This is a genomic window from Streptococcus oralis, assembly GCF_001075875.1.
Taxonomy (GTDB): domain Bacteria; phylum Bacillota; class Bacilli; order Lactobacillales; family Streptococcaceae; genus Streptococcus; species Streptococcus oralis_I.
In genome coordinates, this window is the sequence record NZ_JUOS01000163.1 from 13,246 (window position 1) to 32,020 (window position 18,775).

Annotated in this window: 15 protein-coding genes; all 15 read left to right on the forward strand. The window is 40.8% G+C overall.

Translation table 11 applies throughout. From position 1 onward, the window contains the following. Positions 1–60 precede the first annotated feature (60 nt). Positions 61–3,786 carry a phosphoribosylformylglycinamidine synthase gene (locus tag ADM33_RS08775; protein WP_049504591.1) on the forward strand — a complete coding sequence of 1,242 codons (3,726 nt, stop codon included), beginning with the start codon at positions 61–63 and terminating at the stop codon, positions 3,784–3,786. 169 nt (positions 3,787–3,955) lie between these two features. Then, complete coding sequence (purF, locus tag ADM33_RS08780; protein ID WP_049504593.1) at positions 3,956–5,398, forward strand: amidophosphoribosyltransferase; 1,443 nt, start codon at positions 3,956–3,958, stop codon at positions 5,396–5,398. 211 nt (positions 5,399–5,609) lie between these two features. Further along, entirely contained in the window at positions 5,610–6,632 is a 1,023-nt protein-coding gene (gene purM / locus ADM33_RS08785) for a phosphoribosylformylglycinamidine cyclo-ligase (RefSeq protein ID WP_049504594.1), read from the forward strand. Then, a complete protein-coding gene (gene purN / locus ADM33_RS08790) occupies positions 6,632–7,186 on the forward strand; it encodes a phosphoribosylglycinamide formyltransferase (RefSeq protein WP_049504598.1) in 555 nt (184 codons plus the stop codon). Before purM ends, purN begins: the two co-directional genes overlap by 1 nt. 58 nt (positions 7,187–7,244) lie before the next feature. Beyond that, complete coding sequence (locus ADM33_RS08795; protein ID WP_049504599.1) at positions 7,245–7,952, forward strand: suppressor of fused domain protein; 708 nt, start codon at positions 7,245–7,247, stop codon at positions 7,950–7,952. Positions 7,953–7,993: 41 nt separating this feature from the next. Beyond that, positions 7,994–9,541, forward strand: coding sequence for a bifunctional phosphoribosylaminoimidazolecarboxamide formyltransferase/IMP cyclohydrolase (gene purH, locus ADM33_RS08800; protein WP_049504600.1), 1,548 nt, complete (start codon positions 7,994–7,996; stop codon positions 9,539–9,541). A gap of 115 nt (positions 9,542–9,656) precedes the next feature. Further along, complete coding sequence (locus ADM33_RS08805) at positions 9,657–11,030, forward strand: AAA family ATPase (protein WP_239684829.1); 1,374 nt, start codon at positions 9,657–9,659, stop codon at positions 11,028–11,030. Between the two features lie 78 nt (positions 11,031–11,108). After that, positions 11,109–12,086, forward strand: coding sequence for a DUF4435 domain-containing protein (locus tag ADM33_RS08810; protein ID WP_049504601.1), 978 nt, complete (start codon positions 11,109–11,111; stop codon positions 12,084–12,086). A gap of 130 nt (positions 12,087–12,216) precedes the next feature. After that, positions 12,217–12,981 carry a hypothetical protein gene (locus ADM33_RS08815; protein WP_049504604.1) on the forward strand — a complete coding sequence of 255 codons (765 nt, stop codon included), beginning with the start codon at positions 12,217–12,219 and terminating at the stop codon, positions 12,979–12,981. A gap of 129 nt (positions 12,982–13,110) precedes the next feature. Further along, complete coding sequence (purD, locus tag ADM33_RS08820; protein ID WP_049504605.1) at positions 13,111–14,373, forward strand: phosphoribosylamine--glycine ligase; 1,263 nt, start codon at positions 13,111–13,113, stop codon at positions 14,371–14,373. A gap of 187 nt (positions 14,374–14,560) precedes the next feature. Continuing rightward, complete coding sequence (purE, locus tag ADM33_RS08825) at positions 14,561–15,052, forward strand: 5-(carboxyamino)imidazole ribonucleotide mutase (protein ID WP_049504606.1); 492 nt, start codon at positions 14,561–14,563, stop codon at positions 15,050–15,052. Further along, a complete protein-coding gene (purK, locus tag ADM33_RS08830; RefSeq protein WP_049504607.1) occupies positions 15,039–16,130 on the forward strand; it encodes a 5-(carboxyamino)imidazole ribonucleotide synthase in 1,092 nt (363 codons plus the stop codon). The genes purE and purK overlap by 14 nt, the downstream gene beginning before the upstream one ends. After that, a complete protein-coding gene (locus ADM33_RS08835; RefSeq protein WP_049504611.1) occupies positions 16,131–17,081 on the forward strand; it encodes a ketopantoate reductase family protein in 951 nt (316 codons plus the stop codon). Positions 17,082–17,089: 8 nt separating this feature from the next. Further along, positions 17,090–17,317: a hypothetical protein gene (locus ADM33_RS08840; RefSeq protein ID WP_049504613.1), complete on the forward strand. Its 228-nt coding sequence runs from the start codon at positions 17,090–17,092 to the stop codon at positions 17,315–17,317. Between the two features lie 54 nt (positions 17,318–17,371). Continuing rightward, positions 17,372–18,670, forward strand: coding sequence for an adenylosuccinate lyase (purB, locus tag ADM33_RS08845; RefSeq protein WP_049504615.1), 1,299 nt, complete (start codon positions 17,372–17,374; stop codon positions 18,668–18,670). The last annotated feature ends 105 nt before the right edge of the window (positions 18,671–18,775 follow it).

An 18,775-nucleotide genomic window follows, 5' to 3' on the forward strand; every position in this document is an offset into this window, starting at 1 on the left:
GTTTGAAACGGAAAACCTTCGTCTTCGATAACCTATTTGAATAGAAATAAAGGAAATAAAATGGATAAACGTATTTTCGTTGAGAAAAAAGCTGATTTTCGTGTGAAATCGGACTCATTAGTAAAAGAATTGCAGCATAATCTTCAGTTGAAAACGTTGAATGATCTTCGAATCGTTCAGGTTTACGATGTCTTTAATTTGGCAGAGGACTTGTTTGCGCGTGCGGAAAAACATATCTTCTCTGAACAAGTGACCGATACTGTTTTGGACGAGGCTGCGGTTAAGGCTGATCTTGAGAAGTATGCATTCTTTGCTATCGAAAGTTTGCCGGGTCAATTTGACCAACGTGCGGCATCTTCACAAGAAGCTTTGCTGTTGCTTGGTAGTTCAAATGATGTAACAGTTAATACAGCGCAACTTTACTTGGTTAACAAGGATATTGATGCGAATGAGTTGGAAGCTGTCAAAAATTACCTCTTGAATCCAGTGGATTCTCGTTTCAAAGATATCACTGTTGGCATTGCGAAGCAGGATTTCTCTGAGTCTGACAAGACCATTCCAAACTTGGATTTCTTTGAAAGCTATACAGCAGAAGATTTTGCACAGTATAAGGCAGAGCAAGGCTTGGCAATGGAAGTGGATGACCTTCTCTTCATTCAAGATTACTTCAAATCTATTGGACGTGTGCCAACTGAGACTGAGTTGAAGGTTTTGGATACTTACTGGTCTGACCACTGCCGTCACACAACTTTCGAAACTGAGTTGAAAACCATCGACTTCTCAGCTTCTAAATTTGAAAAACAATTGCAAGCGACTTATGACAAGTATATTGCCATGCGTTATGAGTTGGGACGCACAGAAAAACCTCAAACCTTGATGGATATGGCGACTATTTTTGGTCGCTATGAGCGTGCCAATGATCGTTTGGACGACATGGAAGTGTCTGATGAAATCAATGCCTGCTCTGTTGAAATTGAAGTGGATGTTAATGGTGTCAAAGAACCATGGCTCCTCATGTTCAAAAACGAAACTCATAACCACCCAACTGAAATTGAACCATTTGGTGGGGCAGCTACTTGTATCGGTGGTGCCATTCGTGACCCATTGTCAGGACGTTCATACGTTTATCAAGCCATGCGTATCTCAGGTGCTGGTGATATCACAGCTCCAATTTCAGAAACTCGCGCTGGTAAATTGCCACAACAGGTGATTTCTAAAACAGCGGCTCACGGTTATTCTTCATACGGTAACCAAATTGGTCTTGCAACAACTTATGTTCGTGAATACTTCCACCCAGGTTTCGTCGCTAAGCGTATGGAGCTAGGTGCAGTTGTCGGTGCGGCTCCTAAGGAAAATGTTGTCCGTGAAAAACCTGAAGCAGGTGATGTGATTATCTTGCTTGGTGGTAAGACTGGACGTGACGGTGTCGGTGGTGCGACAGGTTCTTCTAAAGTTCAAACGGTTGAATCTGTTGAAACAGCTGGTGCTGAAGTTCAAAAAGGGAATGCCATCGAAGAACGTAAGATTCAACGTCTTTTCCGTAATGGAGAAGTGACACGTCTAATCAAGAAATCAAATGACTTTGGTGCTGGTGGTGTCTGTGTGGCTATCGGTGAATTGGCAGATGGTCTTGAAATTGATCTAGACAAAGTACCATTGAAATACCAAGGATTGAACGGTACAGAAATTGCTATCTCTGAATCTCAAGAGCGTATGGCTGTAGTGGTTCGTCCAGAAGATGTAGCTGCCTTTATTGCAGCATGTAACAAAGAAAATATTGATGCTGTTGTCGTTGCGACGGTGACTGAGAAACCAAACCTTGTCATGCACTGGAATGGTGAAACCATTGTTGATTTGGAACGTCGTTTCCTTGATACAAACGGTGTACGTGTGGTTGTAGATGCTAAGGTGGTTGACAAGGATGTCAAGCTTCCAGAAGAACGTCAAACATCTGCTGAAACCCTTGAAGCTGATACTCTTGAAGTCTTGGCTGACCTTAACCATGCCAGTCAAAAAGGTTTACAAACCATCTTTGATAGCTCAGTTGGTCGTTCAACAGTTAATCATCCACTCGGTGGTCGCTACCAAATCACACCAACGGAAGCTTCTGTACAGAAATTGCCAGTTCAACATGGTGTGACAACAACTGCTTCTGTCATGGCGCAAGGATTCAACCCTTATGTAGCAGAATGGTCTCCATACCATGGCGCTGCTTATGCGGTTATCGAAGCAACTGCTCGTTTGGTTGCTGCTGGTGCAAAATGGTCTAAGGCTCGTTTCTCTTATCAAGAATACTTCGAGCGAATGGATAAACAAGCAGAGCGTTTTGGTCAACCAGTGGCTGCTCTCCTTGGATCCATTGAAGCTCAGATTCAACTTGGTTTGCCATCTATCGGTGGTAAAGACTCTATGTCTGGTACCTTTGAAGAATTGACCGTACCACCAACCTTGGTTGCTTTTGGTGTGACAACAGCAGATAGCCGTAAGGTCCTATCTCCAGAATTTAAGGCTGTTGGTGAAAATATTTACTATATTCCAGGTCAAGCTTTGGCACAAGAAATTGATTTTGATCTTATCAAGTCTAACTTTGCTCAATTTGAAGCAATTCAAGCTGACCATAAAGTCACATCTGCATCAGCTGTCAAATATGGTGGTGTGGTTGAAGCTCTTGCCCTTGCAACATTTGGTAACCATATTGGTGCAAACGTTGAATTAGCTGGCCTTGACACTAGCTTGACAGCTCAATTGGGTGGATTCGTCTTCACATCGCCTGAAGACATTGCAGGTGTTGCCAAGATTGGACGAACAGTAGCTGACTTTACACTTACTGTCAATGGTGTAACACTTGATGGACACAAACTTGACAGTGCCTTCCAAGGTAAATTGGAAGAGGTTTACCCAACGGAATTTGCACAAGCAACTGAGTTGGAAGAAGTACCTGCAGTGGCATCAGATGCTGTGATCAAAGCTAAAGAAACAGTTGGGACACCTGTGGTTTACATCCCGGTATTCCCAGGTACTAACTCTGAGTATGATTCAGCTAAGGCCTTTGAAAAAGAAGGTGCCAAAGTCAACTTGGTACCATTTGTAACACTGAATGAAGAAGCGATTGTCAAGTCTGTTGACACCATGGTTGATAATATCGAAAAAGCAAATATTATCTTCTTTGCAGGTGGCTTCTCAGCAGCCGATGAACCAGATGGATCAGCTAAATTTATCGTTAACATCTTGCTCAATGAAAAAGTGCGTGCAGCCATTGATAGTTTCATCGACCGTGGTGGTTTGATCATCGGTATCTGTAACGGATTCCAAGCTCTTGTCAAATCAGGTCTTCTTCCATATGGAAACTTTGAAGATGCAAGCAGCACGAGTCCAACCCTCTTCTACAATGATGCTAACCAACACGTGGCCAAGATGGTTGAGACACGTATTGCCAACACCAACTCACCATGGCTTGCCGAAGTAGAAGTTGGTGACATCCATGCCATCCCAGTATCACACGGTGAAGGTAAATTTGTCGTGACAGCTGAGGAATTTGCAGAGCTTCGCGACAATGGTCAAATCTTTACCCAATATGTTGACTTCGAAGGTAAACCAAGCATGGATTCAAAATACAATCCTAACGGATCTGTGAATGCGATTGAAGGTATCACCAGCAAGAACGGTCAAATCATTGGTAAAATGGGTCACTCAGAACGTTTCGAAGACGGTCTCTTCCAAAATATTCCAGGAAATAAAGATCAACATCTCTTTGCATCAGCGGTTAAATACTTTACTGGGAAATAAGATTTGCAGATTTTCTAATAGATAACCATCAGTAAATGTAAAATCAAGTAGATCTAACTTGCGATAATTGTAAATGATTTGTTGTTGTGGGTGAAACGAGCTTCTACCGTATCATTCCGCTGTAGTATTACTAAAGGAATGATACAGAAATAAAAATTAGGTATATAAAATGACATACGAAGTAAAATCTCTTAATGAAGAATGTGGTGTTTTTGGTATCTGGGGCCACCCAGATGCTGCCAAAATGACCTATTTTGGACTCCATAGTCTTCAGCACCGTGGTCAGGAGGGGGCAGGGATCCTCTCCAATGACCAAGGGAAATTGAAGCGTCATCGTGATATGGGGCTTTTATCAGAAGTCTTCAAAAATCCTGCTAATTTGGATAAATTGACAGGGACTGGAGCGATTGGGCACGTGCGTTATGCGACTGCGGGAGAAGCTTCTGTAGACAATATCCAACCTTTTCTCTTCCGCTTTCACGATATGCAGTTTGGTTTGGCTCACAATGGGAATTTGACCAATGCAGAATCGCTCAAGCAAGAATTGGAACAAAGAGGGGCAATCTTTAGCTCGACTTCTGATTCAGAAATCTTGGCTCACTTGATTCGCCGTAGCCACAATCCAAACCTGATGGGTAAAATTAAGGAAGCGCTCAGTCTTGTCAAAGGTGGTTTTGCTTATCTTTTGATGTTTGAAGATAAGCTGATTGCAGCGCTTGATCCAAATGGTTTCCGTCCTCTGTCAATCGGGAAAATGGCGAATGGAGCAGTAGTGGTTTCATCTGAGACCTGTGCCTTTGAAGTAATCGGTGCGGAGTGGATTCGCGATGTGAAACCAGGCGAAATTGTCATCATTGATGACAATGGCATCCAGTATGACAGCTATACAAACGATACTCAGCTGGCAATCTGTTCCATGGAGTATATCTACTTTGCCCGTCCCGACTCCAATATCCATGGTGTCAATGTCCATACGGCACGTAAGCGAATGGGAGCTCAATTGGCACGTGAGTTCAAGCATGAAGCTGACATTGTAGTTGGGGTACCAAATTCCTCACTCAGCGCAGCTATGGGATTTGCCGAAGAATCAGGTCTGCCAAATGAAATGGGTCTTATCAAGAACCAATATACACAACGGACCTTTATTCAGCCGACTCAAGAATTGCGGGAGCAAGGAGTTCGAATGAAATTGTCTGCCGTTTCTGGTGTCGTTAAAGGCAAACGTGTGGTCATGATTGATGACTCTATCGTGCGAGGAACAACATCTCGTCGTATTGTTCAGCTTTTGAAAGAAGCAGGAGCATCAGAAGTCCACGTTGCCATTGGTAGTCCTGCTCTTGCCTATCCATGTTTCTACGGGATTGATATCCAGACACGTCAGGAGTTGATTGCGGCTAATCATACCGTCGAGGAAACTTGCCAAATCATTGGTGCGGATAGCCTGACTTATCTTTCGATTGATGGCTTGATTGACTCTATTGGGATTGAAACAGATGCGCCAAATGGCGGTCTCTGTGTGGCTTACTTTGATGGGAAATATCCAACTCCTCTCTATGACTATGAAGAAGAATATCGTAGAAGTTTAGGAGAAAAAACAAGTTTTTACGAATAAAAAAACCCATTGAAGGAAAAGGAATAAACAAATGACAAATAAGAATGCATATGCTCCACGTCTCACTACTGACTAAAAGCTAAAGCATTTGTCAGTAGACGCTTTCTCTTATGGGACCAAAGCTAGAGACCTGACTAGTATTTTTAAATAAAATAATTGTTTATCTAAAAATACGTCGCAGTCTTTCTCAAAAAAAGAAAAGGAATAAAAAATGACAAATAAGAATGCATACGCGCAGTCTGGTGTGGACGTTGAAGCGGGTTATGAAGTTGTTGAACGGATCAAAAAACACGTGGCACGTACGGAGCGTGCAGGTGTTATGGGAGCTCTTGGTGGTTTTGGTGGCATGTTTGACCTTTCAAAAACAGGTGTCAAAGAACCGGTTTTGATCTCAGGAACAGATGGTGTTGGAACAAAGCTTATGCTGGCTATCAAGTACGACAAGCACGATACCATTGGACAAGACTGTGTGGCTATGTGTGTCAATGATATCATTGCTGCAGGTGCAGAGCCTCTCTACTTCCTTGACTATATCGCAACTGGTAAAAATGAACCAGCTAAACTAGAACAAGTAGTTGCTGGTGTGGCTGAAGGTTGTGTACAAGCCGGTGCAGCCCTTATCGGTGGTGAAACGGCTGAAATGCCTGGTATGTATGGTGAAGATGACTATGACTTGGCTGGTTTTGCTGTTGGTGTTGCAGAAAAATCTCAAATCATCGACGGTTCAAAAGTAGCTGAAGGAGATGTGATTCTTGGACTTGCCTCAAGCGGAATCCATTCAAATGGTTACTCACTCGTGCGTCGTGTCTTTGCTGATTACACAGGTGAAGAAGTATTGCCTGAGTTAGAAGGTAAGAAACTCAAGGAAGTCCTACTCGAACCAACTCGTATCTACGTCAAAGCTGCTTTGCCACTCATCAAAGAAGAATTGGTCAACGGGATTGCCCACATCACAGGTGGTGGTTTCATCGAAAATGTACCACGTATGTTCGCGGATGACTTGGCTGCTGAAATTGACGAAAGCAAAGTGCCAGTCCTTCCAATTTTCAAAGCTCTTGAAAAATATGGCCAAATCAAACACGAAGAAATGTTTGAAATCTTCAACATGGGTATTGGTCTCATGCTTGCAGTAAAACCAGAGAATGTGGAACGTGTCAAAGAACTTCTTGACGAACCAGTTTATGAAATCGGTCGTATTGTGAAGAAGACAGATGCAAGTGTGGTGATTAAATAATGGCTAAAAGGATTGCTGTTTTTGCCTCTGGTAACGGCTCAAACTTTCAGGTGATTGCGGAACAATTTCCAGTAGAATTTGTCTTTTCAGATCATCGGGATGCCTACGTCCTTGAACGTGCAGAAAAGCTTGGTGTTTTATCTTATGCCTTTGAACTTAAAGAGTTTGAGAACAAGGTAGACTATGAAGGAGCCATCGTCGAACTTTTGGATGAACATCAGATTGACTTGGTTTGTCTCGCAGGCTACATGAAAATCGTCGGCCCAACATTGCTAGCAGCTTATGAAGGCCGTATCATCAATATTCATCCGGCTTATCTCCCTGAATTTCCAGGAGCTCATGGTATTGAGGATGCTTGGAATGCAGGTTTTGCTGAGAGCGGTGTGACCATTCATTGGGTGGACTCTGGCGTTGATACCGGTAAGGTTATCAAACAAGTCCGTGTGCCACGCCTTGAAGGGGATACCCTTGATACTTTCGAGACTCGCATCCACGAAACAGAGTACAAACTTTATCCAGAAGTATTGGAACATTTGGGAGTGGAGAGGAAGTAAGAAGGAAATCAGAGATGATTTTGTAGCAGGGATAAAGGCCATCAGCTAAGGAGAATTTATGGGTTTATTTGATTTTTTTAAGAAAAAATCTTCTGGCGAAGAAAAACCGATTAAAGATGAAGACAAGATTGTTGTTGAATCTGAAAATACAGATGATAGTGCTCCAGGATGGGAAGCCATTGATGCAGAGTTTAATCGTATATATCCTGATCAGCCAAATCCTCTTCATTATGGAACGGTTATTAAGTATATGTTAGGTGGGCCAGATCCGCTTGATGGTATTAGTGTTTATGATGCAGGAGAGTTTTGGCATTTTGTTAGCTACGGCTTGTCAGAATTATATACAAAAGAAAGCGAAGACCCTGAATACAGTGGTTATGGGATTGAATTGACTTTTAAGTTAAAGAAATCAAATAATGACGAAGAAGAAATTAAAAATGGTTGTGGTTTGCTACAATATGTGGCAAGATATATTTTTCAAACAGGTAAAGTGGTCTTGCCAGAAGAATACATTTATACCAAGCAGACAGTAGGCATTGATGCCCAGCAGAAGTCTAATTTGACAGGATTCTTGACTGCTGCTGATGATTTAGCTAATACCATAGATACTCCGCATGGAAAAGTGGAATTTGTAACCTTGATTGGTGCGACAGATGCCGAACTGCGAAGTGTTTACGAAAGTGAAACAAGTAAGCTTGAAGTTAGGGACTTGCTACAAGAACTGGGGAATCAGCTTACAGACTATAATCGTCAGTCTCTAGTTTAAATGATGTGAAAGAGCCTCTTGATTCAAGGAAAGGAAGAAAAATGACTAAACGAGCACTTATTTCAGTCTCAGACAAAGCGGGCATTGTTGAATTTGCCCAAGAACTTAAAAAACTTGGTTGGGATATCATCTCGACAGGTGGGACCAAGGTTGCACTTGACAATGCTGGGGTGGACACCATTGCCATCGACGATGTGACTGGTTTCCCAGAAATGATGGATGGTCGTGTCAAGACTCTCCACCCAAATATCCATGGTGGTCTTCTCGCTCGTCGTGACTTGGATAGCCACTTGGAATCAGCTAAAGACAATAATATCGAATTGATTGACCTTGTTGTGGTAAACCTTTATCCGTTCAAGGAAACCATCCTTAAACCAGATGTGACTTACGCGGATGCGGTTGAAAATATCGATATTGGTGGGCCATCTATGCTTCGTTCTGCAGCGAAGAACCACGCTAGTGTCACAGTTGTGGTAGATCCTGCTGACTACGCTGTTGTGCTTGACGAATTGGCAGCCAACGGCGAAACCTCTTACGAAACTCGCCAACGTTTGGCAGCGAAAGTATTCCGTCACACAGCGGCTTATGATGCTTTGATTGCGGAATACTTCACAGCTCAAGTGGGGGAAAGTAAACCTGAGAAACTCACTTTGACTTATGACCTTAAGCAACCAATGCGTTACGGTGAAAACCCTCAACAAGACGCAGACTTCTATCAAAAAGGTTTGCCAACAGCTTACTCAATTGCTTCAGCTAAACAGCTTAACGGTAAAGAATTGTCATTCAACAATATCCGTGATGCTGATGCCGCTATCCGTATCATTCGTGATTTCAAAGATCGTCCAACAGTTGTGGCTCTCAAACACATGAACCCATGTGGGATTGGTCAAGCTGACGATATCGAAACTGCTTGGGATTACGCTTATGAGTCTGACCCAGTATCCATCTTTGGTGGTATTGTCGTTCTCAACCGTGAGGTGGATGCTGCGACAGCTCAAAAAATGCACGGAGTTTTCCTTGAAATCATTATTGCACCGAGCTATTCTGACGAAGCGCTTGAAATCTTGACAACTAAGAAGAAAAACTTGCGCATCCTAGCTTTGCCATTTGATGCTCAAGATGCCAGTGAAGCAGAAGCAGAATACACTGGTGTTGTTGGTGGTCTCCTCGTTCAAAACCAAGACGTTGTCAAAGAAAGCCCAGCTGACTGGCAAGTGGTGACTAAACGCCAACCAACTGAGACAGAAGCGACTGCTCTTGAGTTTGCTTGGAAAGCCATCAAGTACGTCAAATCAAATGGTATCATCGTGACTAATGACCACATGACACTTGGTGTTGGCCCAGGTCAAACCAACCGTGTGGCTTCCGTCCGTATTGCTATTGACCAAGCTAAAGACCGTCTTGACGGCGCTGTCCTTGCTTCAGATGCCTTCTTCCCATTTGCGGATAACGTGGAAGAAATCGCCAAAGCTGGTATCAAGGCCATCATTCAACCAGGTGGGTCAGTACGTGACCAAGAGTCTATCGAAGCTGCTGATAAATACGGCTTGACTATGGTCTTCACAGGCGTGAGACATTTTAGACATTAAGAAATTGAAGGTTTAAGATAAAGCAAATTGATTATAATAACATTTGTAAAAACAAGCATTAAGGCTTGTTTTTTTGGTATAATTGTAACAAATAAAATTATTAAGGAGTAATCGCATGCCTTTAATTGAGAAATTTAAGATTAATAATCTTTATAATTATTATGATGTGGAGTTAAATTTTAAGAATGATAAGACTATTTATATTGGAGAAAATGGTAGTGGTAAGACAACAATTCTTGAAATGTTTTACTATTTGCTTGATTTAAATTATAAAAAATTAGAAAGTTTTGTTTTTGATAGTATTGAGATTAAATTTTATGGTGAAGAACAGTTGCAGATTACTAAAAAAGAAATTATTCAGATAAATATACAGAATTCAAACCATATAACCTCAAATATTAAACGTGAGTTGTTTTATTTAGTAGAAAGAATTAAACAAAATCAGGATTTAGTGTCGGATTTATCAGGACTAGATAAATCTAAAAATTTAAAGTTTGATGAAGTATCATCAATTTATAATAGATATCATCTTTTACAAAAATATCCTTTGCAAATGATTGTAGTAATGTTACCTGAAGTTTTGAGTAGAGTCTTTCCCTCTGGCTACATGAAGTTAATACTTAAGATAGAAGATTTTAAAAATAGGTACAAAATATTATACTTTCCAACCTATAGAAGAATTGAGGAAGATTTAAAAGAATTCAATATTATTTTTAGAGAAGAACCAGGTATAAGTGCGTTTAATAATAAATCTAGCGGAGAATTAATACATTTCGGGATGGAAGATGTTGAAGAAAAAATAAATAGTTTATTAAACAAAATTAGCAAAGAAACCAATAAAAGCTACGATGTCATGATTAGTAGATTGTTAGAGCTATTTGCTAATGCTGATAAAGGAAAAAATATACCTAGTGAGGATTTTGATTTACATAAAGTTGAAATTGCACTTTCTAGATTAGGAGAAAAAATCACTGATGAAACTAAATCTAATATTTTAGATAGAATTAAAAACGGAGAATTGCATAGTGATGTATATCTAAAGTATTTAGTCACGAGTATTATTGAAAATTATAAAGTTTTAGAAAATATTGACAGTAGAATTAATGAATTTACTGAGAGAGTGAATAAATATTTCTTTGGGAAAAAATATTTTTACAACCCACAGTTATTAGAGTTGGGAATAAAAAGAACCGATAACAAAGGAGAAAATACTGAAAGTTTTATTAAGTTAAGAAATCTTTCGTCAGGTGAGAAACAATTAATTTCAACTTTTTCCAAAATTTTCTTAGAGGAAGAAAAGGATCTTATAATTCTATTTGATGAACCAGAAATATCTTTATCAGTACCTTGGCAAGAGGAGTTTATCTATGATATTTCTCAAGCTAAAAAGTGTGTATTTCTAGTCGCAGTAACACACTCTCCATTTATTTATAGTAATATGCTAGATTATGCAGAGGAAATTGATAAGTATATTGTAGAATCTAAATAAATTCATAAGAATGAAATCATGTTCCAATTAGAAAATGAAGGCAATGGTGGATCACCTTTTAAGTAAGGGGAGAATAATTTGAAATCAGTAACAATAAAAAATCATCAAGAAAGTTTAAAAGAACCTTCAGTTGTATGGGAAAAGTATACGAGAGATGTAAAAAATAATCCAAATAGATATTTTGTGTTTTATGAAGGAAAAGATAGGCAATATTATGATTGTCGAATACAACAGTTTGCTGAAAATTTTAACACGTATGAAGTTGGCGGCAAGAGTAAGGTGTTGGAATTAGTTAATAAATTTACTCATGAGGAGGGTTATAAATTAAAAAATAAATTATTTTTTATAGATAAAGACTATGGACATCACCAAGTTAATTCTGATATATATATGACTCCAAAATATGCAGTCGAGAACTTCTATGTGAGTTCTGAAGCAATCAAAAGAATATTGAAAGTACATTTTGGAATAAATGATGATGACCCGGAGTTCGGTAGAGTATTGGGATGTTTTAATGCAAGATATAGAGAATTTATTGACTATCTAACAGAGATGAACCTTTGGGCAATTTGTTGTCACTTGAACGAATTTAAAGTAGACTTTGATTTGTTAGATTTGAAAAATAATGCGGTTAATTACGTTAAAATCAGGCATAATAAGATTGAATTATTAATTGAAGATATAAGTTTCAATTATTTTGAGAGGATGTATGAGGAAAGATTGAGGGAGAAATCTGAAATTGGGGGTGAGAAGAACGGTAGGGATTTTACAGCTGAGTTGAGTCATTTCAGGGATAAAAAAGAATATATACGAAGTACTTTTGATAATGCTGTAGAGGACTACCGTGGTTGTATAGAATATTATTTTAGAGGTAAACAGCTATTATGGTTTTTGAAGGAATTTATATTGTCCGTAGTTAGTAAGAATGGAGGAATTCTTAAAAATCAATTTTTGATTGATGATAAAAATATAATGACTGTTTTTACTAATTGTGCAGATACACCTGAAGAATTGAATGAATACTTGAGAATGAAATGCTGTTTAACGTTTAACTAGTCTTTATTATATGTGGATAAAGGATTAGTTGAAATTTTGAGTATATTTTTTGATATTAAGAAAATGAGTAATATACGAGAACTTGGTATCTCTATATAATTAGGTAAATTGATAGAATGGATAAGTTAAGATGTCATCTATAAAATTAAATATTGGAATGTCATTGTCAGGACCAACCATTGGAATTAGTTCGGATTTTAGAGAATTAATAAATGTTATCAATAAAAGAAGATATATCAGAAAAAGCAGGATTGAAAATATACATTTTCCTTCTGTGGGTCGAAGTGCTATGACATGGGAACCTACAGACGATTATAAGCATGGTTTTTATGCCTTCTCTTCGATAGTGTTCGAAGGAAAATTTGGATTAAATCCAGATGTATTTATGATTTTTTCAAAAAATGACAATCTGATAGAATTTAATAGTAAAGAGCATGCGCTAAATGATGATGATTTAACAGTGGTTAAATTAAATAAAAATATTTTTAAAAATAATAAGTATGAATATGGAATTGAAAAAGAACTCAATTATTATTCTAATAGTGAATCAGAGTATGATATTCGTCCTTTCATTATTGTTGAATTTGGCGAAGATTCGTTAGGATTTGCTACTATTACATTGATAAACAAAAGTTCAAGTACTGCAAATTCAAATGGATTTATCGGGGGAATAATGCCAGGGACGGGAGTAAATCCTTTTCAACCACAGGCAAGAAAATTAGTATGGCCAACTGGTAAAGATCTATTACGTACATTGAAGGAACCTCAAACTGGTCGTTCATTTAGGTTAGATAAAGAACAGGTTGATAATATTTTAAATTTGAAAAAGTATTTTGTTAATTTATTGGAACCGAATATTGCTAAAGCGTTGAAAGAAGAATATATAACGGAGTAAGACATTAAGAAAATGAAAGGGAAGGAAATAGTTTCTTTCCTTTTTTGCTTAAAAAAGCTTAATGAAACAAGATTAAAACGAACGTTTGTGGTATAATATTAGTAAATAATTCGCAAAAGAGGTTGAAAGATGAAGCTGTTAGTTGTCGGATCGGGTGGTCGTGAACATGCCATTGCTAAGAAGTTGCTTGAGTCAAAAGACGTTGAAAAAGTCTTTTTAGCTCCCGGGAATGACGGTATGACTCTGGATGGTCTGGAATTGGTAAATATCTCTATTTCCGAACATTCTAAATTGATTGAGTTTGCAAAAGCCAACGATATTGCCTGGTCCTTTATCGGGCCAGATGATGCCCTTGCTGTTGGGATCGTTGATGATTTCAATGCAGCTGGTCTCAAAGCCTTTGGTCCGACAAGATTGGCGGCGGAGCTGGAGTGGTCCAAGGATTTTGCCAAGGAAATAATGGTCAAATACAACGTTCCGACAGCAGCCTATGGCACATTTTCAGATTTCGAGGAAGCTAAGGCTTATATTGAGGAAAAAGGCGCTCCAATCGTCGTCAAGGCAGACGGATTGGCCCTAGGTAAAGGTGTCGTCGTTGCTGAAACGGTTGAGCAAGCCGTCGAAGCTGCTCACGAGATGCTTTTGGACAATAAATTCGGTGATTCAGGTGCGCGAGTGGTCATCGAGGAATTTCTTGACGGGGAAGAATTTTCTCTCTTTGCCTTTGTCAATGGAGATAAATTCTACATCATGCCAACGGCTCAGGACCACAAACGTGCCTATGATGGCGACAAGGGCCCTAACACGGGCGGTATGGGAGCTTATGCGCCAGTTCCTCACTTGCCACAGAGCGTGGTTGAAACGGCGGTTGACACCATTGTCAAGCCAGTTCTTGAAGGTATGATCAAAGAAGGTCGTCCGTATCTTGGTGTCCTTTACGCAGGGCTTATCCTGACAGCAGATGGACCGAAAGTTATCGAGTTCAATGCTCGTTTCGGAGATCCTGAAACGCAAATTATCTTACCTCGTTTGACATCTGACTTCGCGCAAAACATTACTGACATTTTGGAAGGCAAAGAGCCAGCCATCACCTGGACAGACAAGGGTGTGACACTGGGTGTGGTTGTCGCGTCAAACGGCTATCCACTCGCTTATGAGAAAGGTGTCAAACTTCCTACCAAGACAGAAGGCGACATCATCACTTACTATGCCGGTGCCAAATTCGCTGAAAATGGGCAAGACCTTCTCTCAAACGGCGGACGTGTCTATATGCTCGTCACAACAGCAGACGCCGTCAAAGAAGCCCAAAACATTATTTACAACGAACTCAACAAACAAAACACAGAAGGCCTTTTCTATCGTACGGATATCGGTAGCAAGGCAATAAAATAAAATTTCAAAAGCGACTGAGTCGCCAAACCCGATAATGGTCGCCGTGGTGAAAAGACCAGAACAATTTCTGTTCTGGTCGGGGGAAGCTTTGAGACCTTAGGTTCAAAGTTTAGGAATGAAGTCTAAGGTTTGCTTCCGTCCCCACCACCTAAGACCATTATCAAAAAAGAAGAAAAAAGGAAAAATTATGACTAAACCAATTATTTCCATCATCATGGGCTCAAAATCCGACTGGGCCACCATGCAAAAAACAGCAGAAGTCCTAGACCGTTTTGGTGTAGTCTACGAAAAGAAAGTTGTCTCCGCCCACCGTACACCAGACCTCATGTTCAAACATGCCGAAGAAGCACGTAGCCGTGGCATCAAGGTTATCATTGCAGGTGCTGGGGGTGCAGCCCATTTGCCAGGAATGGTAGCTGCCAAGACAACACTTCCAGTCATTGGTGTGCCAGTCAAATCACGTGCTCTTAGCGGTGTGGATTCGCTCTATTCGATTGTTCAGATGCCAGGTGGGGTTCCTGTAGCAACCATGGCTATCGGTGAAGCAGGTGCGACTAACGCTGCCCTCTTTGCCCTCCGTCTCCTCTCTGTAGAAGATAAGTCCATTGCGGACGCACTTGCTAATTTTGCTGAAGAACAAGGAAAAATCGCAGAGGAGTCTACAAATGAGCTCATCTAAAACAATCGGAATTATCGGTGGTGGTCAGCTTGGTCAGATGATGGCCATTTCTGCAATCTATATGGGGCATAAGGTTATCGCGCTGGATCCTGCGGCGGATTGTCCGGCCTCTCGCGTGGCGGAGATCATCGTGGCTCCTTATAATGATGTGGACGCTCTTCGTCAGTTGGCAGACCGATGTGATGTTCTCACTTATGAGTTTGAAAATGTGGATGCCGACGGTTTGGATGCCGTTATCAAGGATGGTCAGCTTCCACAAGGGACAGACCTACTCCGAATCTCTCAAAATCGAATCTTTGAGAAGGACTTTCTCTCAAACAAGGCCAAAGTCACCGTTGCACCTTACAAGGTTGTGACCTCAAGCCAAGACTTGGCAGATATTGATCTGTCGAAAAACTATGTCCTCAAGACCGCGACTGGTGGCTACGATGGGCATGGGCAAAAGGTCATTCGCTCGGAAGCAGACTTGGAAGAAGCCTATGCGCTAGCAGACTCAGCAGCCTGTGTTTTAGAAGAATTTGTCAACTTTGACCTTGAGATTTCTGTCATCGTGTCAGGTAATGGTAAGGACGTGACAGTTTTCCCAGTTCAGGAAAATATCCACCGCAACAACATTCTTTCAAAGACCATTGTGCCTGCTCGCATTCCAGCAAGCTTAGCAGAAAAAGCTAAAGTTATGGCAGTGCGAATTGCAGAACAGCTCAAGCTATCTGGAACGCTCTGTGTGGAAATGTTTGCGACTGCTGATGACATCATTGTCAATGAAATTGCGCCACGTCCACACAATTCTGGCCACTACTCGATTGAAGCCTGTGACTTCTCGCAGTTTGATACCCATATTCTCGGTGTTCTGGGAACACCATTGCCAGCTATCCACCTGCATGCCCCAGCCGTCATGCTCAATGTCCTCGGCCAGCATGTCGAGGCTGCTGAACAATATGTCACAGAAAATCCAAGCGCCCACCTCCACATGTATGGTAAAATAGAGGCAAAGCACAACCGCAAGATGGGACATGTGACTTTGTTTAGTGATGTGCCGGATAGTGTGGAAGAGTTTGGGAAAGGGATTGATTTTTAAGTGAAAATAGCGATTCTAGGACTCGGAGTGATCGGGACCACTTATGCCTACGCCTTTCAAAAAGCAGGCCATCAAGTGGAACACGTACTGAGAGATAGTAAGAAAAACAATGCACCGAAGGAGTTGTCAGTTGATCTGCTAGATGGTCGCTATCATTCCAAAGGTGAGAATAAGCATGATATCTATGAGGTTCATGTGGCGGAAGCTCATTCGGAATATGATTTTATTTTTCTCAGTGTGCGTCATGGGCTTGTCAAAGAAGCTGTGGAAACCTTGCGAAAAAACAATATCAAAGGCACCCTTGTTTTCTTCTGTAATTTCTGGGATACTCGAAAAGAGGTCCAAAAGTGGGCAGGGGATTACGACTATATTTTGGCCTTTCCGACAGCGGGTGGTCACATGCAGGAGAACCATTTGGATGGTGTCTTGTTCGACCATTTAATGCTAGAAGGTGAGCAAAAAGCACACATTTCTAACTATGCTGATCTGACGGCTTTACTAGTTTCTGCAGATTTGAAGTGGGAAGTGCCTCATGATATGGTCGAGTGGATTTGGATTCACATGGCGATTAACGCAGGTGTCACTTCGACAGCTGCTCGCTCAGGAAATTTGGAAAATCCAGAAGAACTGGCTTTGAACTTGATGAATAGTTCTTCGGAATTATCATTGGCCATCAAGGCCATTCGAGAGGCTTTGAAAGTCGTAGAAGCGCGTGGGGTAAATTTGAACCTTTATAAGGCAGAACTCTTACCTTACAAAATTCCGGCTTGGATAGCAGGTAAAGCCATGAAAGTCATGTTTGCGAAAAATGAGCTGACCCGAAAAATTATGACTTTGCACAATGATAAACAGGACATCTTTTATTGTTGTCAAAGTGTTTATCAGACCGGTCAGGAGTTAAATGTAAAGATGCCTATTCTGAAAGCAAATATGAAGTGTATTTCGATTTAGGTGGTTTTATGATACAACTCATTGTCAACGCATTTGTTGAAAAAGATAATACTGGAGCAGTCGTCGAAGTCTTGTATGCTAGTAGTGATCACGAAAAGGTGAAAGCTAAGTATGAAGAGCTAGTTGCTCAATATCCTGAAAACTATTTAGCCATCTATGATGTCCCACTGGATACGGATTTGAATACACTCAATCACTATCCATCTGTATGGATTGGGAAAGAAGAATTTGAATAAAGTGATTGCCGCTTGCTAACTGATGTGAAACATCAAAAGAAAGGAAAATTAAACATGATTGAACGTTACTCTCGCCCTGAGATGGCGAACATTTGGACTGAAGAAAATAAATACCGTGCTTGGCTTGAGGTGGAAATCTTGGCTGACGAAGCATGGGCTGAATTGGGAGAAATTCCTAAGGAAGATGTGACTTTGATCCGTGAAAAAGCGGACTTTGACATCGACCGTATTTTGGAAATCGAGCAGCAAACTCGTCACGATGTGGTTGCCTTCACACGTGCGGTTTCTGAGACTCTTGGTGAAGAGCGTAAGTGGGTTCACTATGGTTTGACTTCTACTGACGTGGTGGACACTGCCTATGGTTACCTCTACAAACAAGCCAACGACATCATCCGCAAGGATCTTGAAAACTTCCTTAACATCATCGCTGACAAAGCGAAAGAACACAAGTTCACCATCATGATGGGGCGTACCCACGGTGTGCACGCTGAGCCGACAACTTTTGGTCTTAAATTGGCAACTTGGTACAGCGAAATGAAGCGCAATATCGAGCGTTTTGAGCATGCGGCTGCTGGTGTAGAAGCTGGTAAGATTTCTGGTGCGGTTGGGAACTTTGCCAACATCCCACCATTTGTAGAGCAATACGTCTGCGACAAGCTTGGTATCCGTGCTCAAGAAATCTCTACACAGGTTCTTCCTCGTGACCTTCACGCTGAGTACTTTGCAGTTCTTGCCAGTATCGCGACTTCCATCGAGCGTATGGCAACGGAAATCCGTGGTCTCCAAAAGTCTGAACAACGCGAAGTGGAAGAGTTCTTTGCTAAAGGTCAAAAAGGGTCTTCAGCAATGCCTCACAAACGTAACCCTATCGGTTCTGAAAATATGACAGGTCTTGCGCGTGTTATCCGTGGTCACATGATTACGGCCTATGAGAATGTTGCTCTCTGGCACGAACGTGATATCTCTCACTCATCAGCTGAGCGTATCATCACACCAGATACGACTATTCTGATCGACTACATGCTCAACCGTTTTGGAAATATCGTTAAAAACTTGACAGTTTTCCCTGAAAACATGATCCGCAACATGAACTCTACATTTGGTTTAATATTCAGTCAACGTGCTATGTTGGCTTTGATTGAAAAAGGTATGACGCGTGAACAAGCTTACGACCTTGTTCAACCTAAGACAGCCCAATCATGGGATAACCAAGTCGACTTCAAACCACTTCTTGAAGCAGATCCAGAAGTGACTTCACGTCTCACTCAAGAAGAAATTGATGAAATCTTTAACCCAACTTACTATACCAAACGTGTGGATGAGATCTTCGAACGCATCGGTTTGGGTGACTAATGATAACAATAAAAAGCGAGACTTAAGTCCCGCTTTTTATTTGTGCTTATACTCAATGAAAATCAAAGAGCAAACTAGGAAGCTAGCCGCAGGCTGTACTTGAGT